Source organism: Streptomyces sp. NPDC096176, from assembly GCF_044763255.1.
Classification (GTDB): Bacteria; Actinomycetota; Actinomycetes; order Streptomycetales; family Streptomycetaceae; genus Streptomyces.
The window spans coordinates 1-10,410 of record NZ_JBIWFV010000005.1; the positions used below are offsets into that span (position 1 = coordinate 1).

A 10,410-nucleotide genomic window follows, 5' to 3' on the forward strand; every position below is an offset into this window, starting at 1 on the left:
GTCACCTGGTAGCCGTCCATCGCCGCCTGCAGCGCGCAGATCGGGTCGATCTCCGTGATGATCACCCGCGCGCCCTGGCCGCGCAGCGACTCCGCGCAGCCCTTGCCCACATCGCCGTACCCGCACACGACCGCCGTCTTGCCGCCGATCAGCACATCGGTGGCACGGTTGATGCCGTCGATCAGCGAATGCCGGCACCCGTACTTGTTGTCGAACTTCGACTTCGTGACCGCGTCGTTCACATTGATCGCCGGGAACAGCAGCGTCCCGTCACGGTGCATCTCGTACAGACGGTGGACACCGGTCGTGGTCTCCTCCGTCACACCACGGATCTCGGAGGACAGCTGCGTCCACTTCTGCGGGTTCTCGGTGAGAGTGCGGTTGAGCAGGCGCAGGATGTAGCCGAACTCCTCGCTGTCCGCCGTGGCGGGGTCGGGAGCCGTGCCCGCCTTCTCGAACTCGACGCCCTTGTGGACCAGGAGGGTGGCGTCACCACCGTCGTCGAGGATCATGTTCGGGCCGCCGGTGGGGGTGTTCGGCCAGGTCAGGGCCTGCTCGGTGCACCACCAGTACTCCTCGAGCGTCTCGCCCTTCCAGGCGAAGACGGGGACGCCCTGCGGGTCGTCAACGGTGCCGTTCGGGCCGACTGCGATGGCGGCGGCGGCGTGGTCCTGGGTGGAGAAGATGTTGCACGATGCCCAGCGCACCTCGGCGCCCAGTGCGACCAGGGTCTCGATGAGCACGGCGGTCTGCACGGTCATGTGCAGGGAGCCGGTGATGCGCGCGCCGGCGAGCGGCTGAGCGGCGGCGTACTCCTTGCGGATCGACATCAGGCCGGGCATCTCGTGCTCGGCGAGGGTGATCTCCTTGCGGCCGAAGGCGGCGAGGGAAAGGTCGGCGACCTTGAAGTCCTGGCCATTGGCGACAGTCGACATGCGAGCTGCTCCTCGTGGTTCGGGTCGAGGGGTGGGTTACGGCTGGCTCTGCGGCGGCCAGGGCATACGAATGCCCGGGAGTCCACAGGACAGTCCGTCGGAGGCCCTCTCTCCCTCGGCCGGTCCGCAAAGGGACCGCCCGACCGCCATCAGCAGCGACGTCTGACCGGTTACGAATCTACACCGATCGGCCCAGCCGACCCCAGCCGCCCCTGAGCGGGTTCCGGCCAGTTTGCAGGGGCCGTGGCGGGGAGAAGCAGCGTGACAGGAGCTTTGGCCGTTGCCGGAATCTGTTGCACGATGCTGCGACATCCTGCTGCGGGACCGGGGGCGTCCGCACCAGCGCAACCATCGCAGGACGAGCGTAAGGAGAACCATGTGACCAGTCCGGCGAGCGGGCAGCGGAAGTTGAAGCTGCTCGCGGTGACCGCCTGTCCGACAGGCATCGCCCACACGTATATGGCCGCGGAGAAGCTGGCACAGGCCGCAGAGGAGCTCTGCATCGAGATGAAGGTGGAGACGCAAGGGTCCATCGGCGCCGAGAATGTGTTCTCTGACAACGATGTCAGAGAGGCGGACGGCGTCATCATCGCCGCGGACAAGGACGTCGACCGCAGCCGCTTCGAGGGCAAGCGTGTCCTCGCCGTCGGCGTGGCAGAGGGCATCCGTCACCCCGAGCAACTGATCAAGCGGGTGCGGAGCGCGCCTGTGCACCGTACGGACGCCGGAGACGGGGCCCGGGCGGGAGCGTCCTGGACTCCTACGGGTGGCGGCGGAGGCAAGGAACGCAGCGTCGTCTACAAGGCGTTGATGAACGGCGTCTCGTACATGATCCCGTTCGTGGTCGTGGGCGGGTTGCTCATCGCCATCTCGCTGGCGCTCGGCGGTGACGCCACCGCCAAGGGCTACGTCATCCCGGAAGGCACCTTCTGGGCCCATGTGAACGCGGTCGGTGTCGTCGGCTTCGAGCTGATGATCCCGATCCTGTCGGGCTACATCGCCTACGCCATCGCGGACCGTCCCGCCCTGGTACCGGGCATGATCGGCGGCTGGATCGCCGGGCACGGAGAGTTCTACGACTCCGAGGCGGGCGCCGGATTCATCGGAGCCATCGTCACCGGTTTCCTCGCCGGATATCTGGTCCTGTGGATCAAGAAGGCCAAGGTCCCCAGGTTCGCCCAGCCGATCATGCCGATCATCGTGATCCCGATCGTGGCGACGACAGCGCTGAGTCTGTTCTTCATCTATGTCATCGGCGAGCCCATCTCGTGGATCTTCACCCACCTCACCGACTGGCTCAGCGGTATGACAGGCACCAGCGCGATCCTGCTCGGTGCGCTTCTCGGCCTCATGATCGCGTTCGACATGGGCGGGCCGGTCAACAAGACCGCGTTCCTGTTCGGAGCGGGGCTCATCGCCACCGGCAACCAGACCGTGATGGGCATGTGCGCGGCCGCCATCCCCGTCATGCCGCTGGGCCAGGGCCTCGCGACGCTGATCCGCCGCAAGCTGTACTCGGAGCAGGAGCGCGAGACCGGTGTGGCCGCGCTCTTCATGGGCATGTTCGGCATCTCCGAAGGCGCGATCCCCTTCGCCGCCGCCCGTCCCGCGCAGGTCATTCCGGCGAACATGCTGGGCGGCGCCGTCGCCGGTGCCATCGCTGGCATGGCCGGGGTCGAGGACGCCGTACCGCACGGTGGCCCGATCGTGGCGCTCCTTGGCGCGATCGGTGGAGTGCCGATGTTCTTCCTGGCGGTCGCTGCCGGCACGGTGGTCACCGCGATCACCACCAACGCACTGATCGGTATCAACGAGCGCGGCACCCGTGACACCGCCCCTGTTCTCGTCCCGGCGCGTGTCGCAGCCAGGGCCACGGCAGGACCCGAGACCCCAGCAGGCGCCGGAGCCCGGGCCGGAGCCGCGGCCCTGGTGCCCGAGACGGCGGGTGCTGGTTCGGCGTCCACAAGCGGCCCGAACGTCTTGGAAGGCGGGGCCGTCAGGACGACGGCGCCCGCCGCCCCAGCAGCGGCGGCCGAGGCGGAACCTGCGGACGAGGTCCTGTCCGGCCATCTGACCGCGGAGACCGTCAAGGTGCGGCTCGAGGCAGCCGACAAGGACGCCGCCATCCGCGAGATGGCCGCGATGCTCGCCACCACCGGCAAGGTCGCCGACCCCGAGGCGCTGGTGCAGGCCGCGTTCGCGCGCGAGGAGCAGGGCACGACGGGGCTCGGCGAGGAGATCGCCATCCCCCATGCCAAGACCGATGCCGTCACGTCGCCGATCGTCGGCTTCGCGCGGTCGTCGGAGGGCGTCGAGTGGGGGTCGCTCGACGGCACCAAGGCCAAGCTGATCTTCATGATCACGGTTCCGGAGGCCGCCGCGGGCGACGAACACCTGCGCATTCTCGCCATGCTGTCGCGCAAGCTCATGGACACGGAGTTCCGTGAGCGCCTGACCGCGGCTGCGGATGAGGCCGCGGTCCTCAGCGTGCTGCGCGAGATCCGGTAGCCCACCGGGACCACCCGGGCCTCGGGCCTCGGGATCTTGCCCCTGATCCGTCCCCGTAGGGTGCGGGCGCCGTGCATCGTCTCCGCGGCGCCCCGCGGTTCTGCGCCGTGCGGGCGGCCTTTCCCCACCCCGCACCCCGGGGTGAACGGGCAAGGCCCGGACCACCACGATCCGGGGCCTTGCCACGCGCTCTCACGCCTCGGGGTCAGTGGCCGTCGCCGCCCGGGGACTTGGCGGATTCTGCACCCGCGGCGGTCGCCGACTCGTTGTAGATGTCCGGCTCGAGGTAGATCACTCGCGCGATCGGCACGGCTTCGCGGATGCGGGCCTCCGCGGCATCGATCGCGTTCGCGACCTCGTCCGCGGTCTCGTGCCGTTCGACAGCGATCTTCGCCGCGACCAGCAGCTCCTCGGGGCCGAGGTGGAGCGTCCGCATGTGGATGATGCGGGTGACCGTCTCGCCGTCGACCGTCGCGGCCTTGATCTTCTCGATGTCGTCGATGCCCGCGGCCTCGCCGAGCAGCAGCGACTTGGTCTCCGCGGCCAGGACGATCGCGATCGCGATCAGCAGGACACCGATGCACAGGGTGCCGATGCCGTCCCAGACGCCGTTGCCGGTGCCCAGCGCCAGGCTGACACCGCCGAGGGCGAGGATCAGGCCGACCAGCGCACCCAGGTCCTCGAGGAGGACGACCGGAAGCTCGGGGGCCTTGGCGCGGCGCACGAACTGCGTCCAGCTGAGGTCGCCGCGCAGGAGGTTGGACTCCTTGATGGCGGTGCGGAAGGAGAACGTCTCCGCGATGATCGCGAAGACCAGGACGCCCACCGGCCAGTACCAGGCCTCGATCTCGTGGGGGTGCTTGATCTTCTCGTAGCCCTCGTAGATGGCGAACATGCCACCGACGGAGAAGAGCACGATGGAGACGAGGAACGCGTAGATGTAGCGCTCGCGCCCGTATCCGAAGGGATGCTGCGGCGTCGCCTCGCGCTGGGCCTTCTTTCCGCCCAGGAGCAGCAGTCCCTGGTTGCCCGAGTCCGCCAGCGAGTGGACGCTCTCCGCAAGCATCGACGACGAACCGCTGAACAGGAACGCCACGAACTTGGCCACCGCGATTGCGAGGTTGGCGGCGAGTGCCGCCACGATCGCCTTGGTACCGCCTGACGCGCTCATGTTTGCCGGATGTCCCTTCGTACGTACGCCGACCGGTCCTTTGCCCGGTCTTTGCGGTGCGCCATTGTTGCAGCACCCGCCGGCGGTGCCGACTCAGGCCACCACTGTTGCGCGGAAGACGGTTCCGGGACCTCCGCCCGTGCCCGAGATCTCCGCTTTCTCCCCTGCGGGCACGAACGCCGAGTCGCCGGGCGCAAGCGTCAGTTCGCCGGCGGTGACGCTGCCCGCCGTGCAGAGCAGGATCTGCGGCGTGGGCGCGGTGACGTCACAGGGCTCGGCGTCCGGCGCCAGCACGTAGCGCGACAGCCGGAACTCCTCGACAGGAGTGTCGTAGACCTCCTCACCGGACGGGGAGACCTCGGGGCGCAGAATGCCGGGCTCGCTCGCCTCGAACCGGACGATGCGCAGGAGTTCGGGGACGTCCACGTGTTTGGGGGTCAGCCCGCAGCGCAGCACGTTGTCGGAGTTGGCCATGATCTCGACGCCGAGGCCGTCGAGATAGGCGTGCGGGACGCCGGCGCTGAGGAACATGGCCTCGCCGGGCTGCAGTCGGACGTGGTTGAGCAGCATCGCCGCGATGACACCGGGGTCGCCGGGGTAGTGGTGGGCGAGTGTCGCGTACGGCGCGTAATCGCCGCCGAGCCGCTCGGCGGCCGCCACGGCCTCGGCGACCGTGTGCGCCATCTCCTCGCGGTCCGCGGTCAGTACGGCAGTCAGCACCTCGCGGAGGGCGCCCTCCTCCGGGTGGGCGTGCAGCAGGTCGACGTACGGCTTGAGTGAGTCGACGTCGAGACCGGCGAGCAGTTCGGCCGACTCCGCGGGCGCGCGGAAGCCGCACAGACCGTCGAACGGCGTGAGCGCGCAGATCAGTTCGGGCTTGTGGTTGGCGTCCTTGTAGTTGCGGTGCGGTGCGTCGATGGGGACGCCGGCGCTTTCCTCCGCGCCGTAGCCGTCCCTCGCCTGGGCGAGATCGGGGTGCACCTGGAGGGAGAGCGGGGCGCCGGCGGCCAGGATCTTGAGGAGGAACGGCAGACGCGGACCGAACTTGGCGACGGCCGCCTCGCCGAGTTCCCGTTCGGGGGCGGCGGCGATGACTTCGGACAGCGGCTGCTCGGCCGTGCCGCCGCGGGTCACACGGGACGGCGCTCCCGGGTGGGCCCCCATCCACATCTCGGCCTGCGGCTCGCCCGTCGGGGCGACGCCGAGCAGCTCCGGAATGGCGGTCGTGGACCCCCAGGCGTAGGGGCGCACGGTGTTGGCGAGGCGATCCATGATCTTCCTTGGTCCTTCATCGTTACGTCGTGGTGCGGGTGTGTCGTGATGCGGGGCCTGCCGGCGAGGCGCTGCTGCGGTGTGGAGACCGCGACGCGTCTACGTCTGGTGGTTGCCCGAGGACGCGAGGGCCAGGTACACCGCGGCGAAGTCGGTGATGGTGAGCAGCTCGGCGATCGACTCGAGCTGGGAGCCGTCCTCCGGTTCGAGTTCGCTGATCGGCGTGTCATGGCTGAGCGCGAGCTCACGCGCGGCGGGCGCCGCGGTGAGGCCGCCGATCGGCCGGTCGCGCAGCAGTACGACACGGGCCCGCAGCGCCTGCGGCTCGTCGACCCGGTCGCGGAAGAAGTCGTCGGGGTCGGCGCCTGCCGCGAAGTCGCCCACCAGGAGGACGCCGTGGGCCGGCAGCGCCTCCGGCAGTTCGGCGGCGAGCGCGGGGCGCCCCGCGAGTTCGGCGAGGACCGCGGCGAAGCGACGGCCCGCCGGGGCGGCCCCCGGGCCTTCGGTCCAGATGAGCGGCAGGCTGTCGGCCAGGTCGGCGGCGAGCGTCTTGGCCGGGTTGCTGTACGTCGCGATGGCGGGTCCGCACCGTTCCGCCGTGTGGTCGAGACGGTCGGCGACCTTGGCGACCGTCTCCGGCGGCGCCTCGATCAGACCCACGCGGTCGAGGAGCGCGAGAAGTGGCGTGAAGAGCGCCCACAGCACGCCGGGCGCGGCCGCCTGCACCTCCTCGTACGTCTCGTACGGCGCGGTGGCCATGGGGACGACCAGGCCGTGCACCCCGTCCACCGCCTCCGCCAGCGGTGAGCGCTGCGGAGAGACGGCGACGACGGTGCAGCCACGCCGGTAGGCCTGCTCCGCGAGCAGCGCGAGCCCCGGTTCGCTGCCGTCGGTGGTGATCAGGAGCAGCAGGTCGAGCGAGCCCGCCCAGCCGGGCAGAGCCCAGCGCAGGGCGCCTGCCGCATGCGCGACACCGGTGGGGCGCAAGGCGATGACGGGTGCGGAGGCGCCGGCCAGGGCGCCGATCAGGTCCGCGACTCCGAGCGCGGCGGTGCCGGGGCCGGCGACGAGGACGGCGCGCGGGCGGCCCTCCGGGGTGAGCTCGGCGATGCCGGCTTCGTCGGCGTGCCGGGCTGCGGTACGCACCCGTGCCCCTGCCTCGGCCGCGCCGCGCAGAAGACCTCTGCGGTCGGCGCGGGCGAGGGCTTCCGGAGCGTCGAGGAGCGACTCGTCGAGCATGAGGGTGGGTCTCCGATCGCCGTACGCGTGCGGGGAGTCTGTGCGGTGGTACGGGACGGATCCGTCCCGTACTGCCTCCGCCTAGGCGGGGCGGCGCGCCTCGTCCACGAGGAGCACCGGGATGCCGTCCCTGACCGGGTAGGCAAGGCCGCAGCCCTGGCCGGTGCAGATCAGCTCGGGTGTTTCGGCTGCCGTGCGGTCGTCGAGCGGGGCGCGGCAGGCCGGGCAGGCGAGGATCTCCAGGAGGCCGGCTTCGAGCGGCATAACAGCGGTGTCCCTTCGGGCATGTCACACATCAAACGGAGCGGTTGCGATCGCGTCGGACATGCGGTGACGGTCAAGCGGTTCAGGCGTCGTCAGCCTACCGCCGGGGGGCGGCGTGCGGCTCGTTCTGGAGGCACCCGCCGGACGCGGTCGCGCGAGGGCGGGGTGTGCACGGGTGGGGGCTGAACGTCCCCACCCGTTCGGGCGAACTCAGGCGCGCACCAGCGCCAGGACCTCGTCGCGGACCTTGCCCATCGTCGCCTCGTCGCGCGCCTCCACGTTCAGCCGCAGCAGCGGCTCCGTGTTCGAGGCGCGCAGGTTGAACCACCAGTCGGCGGCCGACACCGTGAGCCCGTCGAGTTCGTCGGCCGTCACGTCCTGCCGGGAGGCGAACGCCGCCTTCACCGCCGCCGCGCGGCCGGCCTGGTCCTCGACCTGGGAGTTGATCTCTCCTGAGGCCGCGTACCGGTCGTACTGCGCCACCAGGTCGGACAGCGTCCCGTCCTGGGAGCCCAGCGCCGCGAGCACGTGGAGAGCCGCGAGCATGCCCGTGTCCGCGTTCCAGAAGTCGCGGAAGTAGTAGTGCGCCGAGTGCTCACCGCCGAAGATCGCGCCGGTGCGGGCCATCTCCTCCTTGATGAAGGAGTGCCCCACCCTGGTGCGCACCGGGGTGCCGCCGTTCTCGCGCACGACCTCCGGGACCGACCACGAGGTGATCAGGTTGTGGATCACCGTGCCGCCGGGGTGCTTGGCCAGCTCACGTGAGGCGACGAGCGCGGTGATCGCCGAGGGCGGGACGCCCTCGCCCCGCTCGTCGACGACGAAGCAGCGGTCCGCGTCGCCGTCGAAGGCCAGGCCCAGGTCCGCTCCCTCGGAACGCACGCGCGCCTGCAGGTCGACGATGTTCGCCGGGTCGAGCGGGTTCGCCTCGTGGTTGGGGAAGGTGCCGTCGAGCTCGAAGTACATCGGGACGACGGTGAGCGGCAGGGACTCGAAGACGGTGGGGACCGTGTGCCCGCCCATGCCGTTGCCGGCGTCCACTACGACCTTCAGGGGGCGCATGGCCGACAGATCCACCAGGGAGAGCAGGTGGGCGGCGTAGTCGACCAGCGTGTCGCGCTCGGTCACGGTGCCGGGCGTCCCCGCCGGGGCCGGTGCGCCCTGCTCGGACCAGGTCTCCACGAGTTCACGGATCTCGGCCAGGCCGGTGTCCTGGCCGACGGGTGCCGCGCCCGCCCGGCACATCTTGATGCCGTTGTACTGCGCCGGGTTGTGCGAGGCGGTGAACATCGCGCCCGGCAGCCCCATGTGCCCGGAGGCGAAGTACAACTGGTCGGTCGAGCAGAGGCCGATGAGGGTGACGTCGGCGCCCCGGGCCGCGGCGCCGCGCGCGAAAGCGCCCGACAGGCCGGGCGACGAAGGGCGCATGTCGTGACCGACGACGATCGCGTCCGCTCGCGTCACCTGGACGAAGGCGGCACCGAACAGTTCGGCCAGCGACTCGTCCCACTGATCCGGCACCACCCCGCGGACGTCGTACGCCTTCACGATCGCAGACAGATCAACAGCCACGGCCCAACCCCTTCTGAAGTCCATGTTGTCACCACAAACTACCGGCACGGCAGGGTTCGACCGCCCGGCCCGGCCGGAAGAGCCCGTGCTCCGGCTCGATAAGGAGTCATGCGCGTCGTGCCGGGAGCATCGCCCGATGCGCCATGCGATCGCGCGGACGACGAACCAGGGATCGGAGCGAGGGACAGACAGAACCCGGAGACCGGCTGTGGTCAGGAGTCGGGCGAGCGCAGCACCCGCAGATGGCCGCGGCGGGCGACCTCCATCGGGTCCGCCGAGCGCCGGCCCCCCTGGCCGCCGGCCTCCGCCGTACGCCCCTGGGGGCGCGCCGCCTCGCGTACGGCGTTCGCGAGTGCTTCAAGATCGTCGCCGCTGGGGCGGGCCGGGGCGGAGCCGTCCGTGAGCCGTACGACTTCCCAGCCGCGTGGCGCCGTCAGCCGCTCGCTGTGCTCGGCGCACAGGTCATAGCAATGGGGCTCGGCGTAGGTGGCGAGCGGACCGAGGACCGCAGTCGAATCGGCATAGACGTACGTCAGTGTCGCGACGGCAGGGCGGCCGCACGCGGTGCGCGAACAGCGACGTACAGGGCTCACGACGTTGGACGGTACCGCACTCTTGAGCGGGCTGCGACGACTCTCCACCAGGTCACTCCCCCGTGTCGCCGTGTGACATCGGACATATGGGCAGCTCGAGCAACTGGCCTGACCTGCACGGAAAGAGAACCACATGGGCGACGGCCACACGCCGCGTGGTCATGAGTCGGGGTGAATCAGGTCAACGGCATCGAGATCACTGATCGCGAGAGCCTCCGAATCGAGCCCAACATCGGCCGGAAATGTTCAATTGGTGACATGCCTGCCGCCCTGCGGCTTCAGGGCGATCGTTGAATGCCCGAGAGGGCTACCCTGCGTCAGTGATGGACAGTCCTGTACCGCCCCGACCGGCAGAGCCGAGGTCCCGACGCCGTGACCGGCACGGGCGAGGCATGCGCGGCCCCGTCGCCCCTCCGCAGGTACCGCTCGCCGCGAGCCGCGCCGAGACCTTCCGTGACCTGGTCCTGGACTCCGTGGAGCGGCTCGAGCGGCGCTGGCCGCAGCTGGCCGACGTCGACTTCCTCGTGCTGGAGGTCCCGGGTTCGCCCGACGAGTCGGTGCCGCTGGGCAGCGCCGTCCCGGCGGACAAGGAGCGGCCCGCGCGGATCATGATCTATCGTCGCCCGGTCGAAATTCGGACAAAGAACCGCGACGAACGAGCACTTCTTGTTCACGAAGTCGTCGTCGAGCAGGTGGCGGAGCTGCTGGGGCTCGCCCCCGAGTCGGTCGACCCCCGCTACGGGCAGGACTGAGGCTCCCGACCCCGCTCCGGGCAGGAGCGGGTCTCCAGCCCGATCCGGGCAAAACCGGGCTTCCCCACGGCGACCCGCCGGACCTGAGCACGCGGGCGCGGCCC

General features: G+C 70.3%; 9 protein-coding genes. 2 read left to right on the top strand and 7 right to left on the bottom strand.

Features of this window, described 5'->3' with window-relative positions; genetic code table 11:
• On the bottom strand, positions 1–935 hold a 935-nt coding region (locus ACIQ7Q_RS14765; protein ID WP_403860610.1), incomplete at its 3' end, for an adenosylhomocysteinase.
• 378 nt (positions 936–1,313) lie between these two features.
• Here ACIQ7Q_RS14765 and ACIQ7Q_RS14770 point away from each other — a divergent pair.
• Complete coding sequence (locus tag ACIQ7Q_RS14770; RefSeq protein WP_403860613.1) at positions 1,314–3,443, top strand: fructose-specific PTS transporter subunit EIIC; 2,130 nt, start codon at positions 1,314–1,316, stop codon at positions 3,441–3,443.
• Positions 3,444–3,648: 205 nt separating this feature from the next.
• Here ACIQ7Q_RS14770 and ACIQ7Q_RS14775 read toward each other — a convergent pair whose 3' ends face one another.
• The 6 genes from ACIQ7Q_RS14775 to ACIQ7Q_RS14800 form a co-directional block, all read right to left on the bottom strand.
• Entirely contained in the window at positions 3,649–4,614 is a 966-nt protein-coding gene (locus ACIQ7Q_RS14775; protein ID WP_403860616.1) for a cation diffusion facilitator family transporter, read from the bottom strand.
• Positions 4,615–4,707: 93 nt separating this feature from the next.
• The gene (gene manA / locus ACIQ7Q_RS14780) at positions 4,708–5,886 is read right to left on the bottom strand and encodes a mannose-6-phosphate isomerase, class I (protein WP_403860619.1); all 1,179 of its coding nucleotides are present in this window, start codon (positions 5,884–5,886) and stop codon (positions 4,708–4,710) included.
• A 99-nt stretch (positions 5,887–5,985) separates the two neighbouring features.
• On the bottom strand, positions 5,986–7,125 hold the full coding sequence (locus ACIQ7Q_RS14785) for an SIS domain-containing protein (protein ID WP_403860622.1): 1,140 nt from the start codon (positions 7,123–7,125) through the stop codon (positions 5,986–5,988).
• A gap of 81 nt (positions 7,126–7,206) precedes the next feature.
• On the bottom strand, positions 7,207–7,389 hold the full coding sequence (locus tag ACIQ7Q_RS14790; protein WP_403860625.1) for a Trm112 family protein: 183 nt from the start codon (positions 7,387–7,389) through the stop codon (positions 7,207–7,209).
• Positions 7,390–7,599: 210 nt separating this feature from the next.
• On the bottom strand, positions 7,600–8,961 hold the full coding sequence (locus ACIQ7Q_RS14795) for a phosphomannomutase/phosphoglucomutase (protein WP_403860627.1): 1,362 nt from the start codon (positions 8,959–8,961) through the stop codon (positions 7,600–7,602).
• Positions 8,962–9,173: 212 nt separating this feature from the next.
• A complete protein-coding gene (locus ACIQ7Q_RS14800; protein ID WP_053557230.1) occupies positions 9,174–9,602 on the bottom strand; it encodes a DUF3499 domain-containing protein in 429 nt (142 codons plus the stop codon).
• A gap of 275 nt (positions 9,603–9,877) precedes the next feature.
• Here ACIQ7Q_RS14800 and ACIQ7Q_RS14805 point away from each other — a divergent pair, with 275 nt between their 5' ends.
• A complete protein-coding gene (locus ACIQ7Q_RS14805) occupies positions 9,878–10,306 on the top strand; it encodes a metallopeptidase family protein (RefSeq protein ID WP_403860630.1) in 429 nt (142 codons plus the stop codon).
• Positions 10,307–10,410: the final 104 nt, after the last annotated feature.

Bases quoted from the DNA above. Each gene is read 5' to 3' on its own strand.
- ACIQ7Q_RS14775 (WP_403860616.1), bottom strand. From the start codon at position 4,614: ATGAGCGCGTCAGGCGGTACCAAGGCGATCGTGGCGGCACTCGCCGCC.
- manA (WP_403860619.1), bottom strand. From the start codon at position 5,886: ATGGATCGCCTCGCCAACACCGTGCGCCCCTACGCCTGGGGGTCCACG.
- ACIQ7Q_RS14785 (WP_403860622.1), bottom strand. From the start codon at position 7,125: ATGCTCGACGAGTCGCTCCTCGACGCTCCGGAAGCCCTCGCCCGCGCC.
- ACIQ7Q_RS14790 (WP_403860625.1), bottom strand. From the start codon at position 7,389: ATGCCGCTCGAAGCCGGCCTCCTGGAGATCCTCGCCTGCCCGGCCTGC.
- ACIQ7Q_RS14805 (WP_403860630.1), top strand. From the start codon at position 9,878: ATGGACAGTCCTGTACCGCCCCGACCGGCAGAGCCGAGGTCCCGACGC.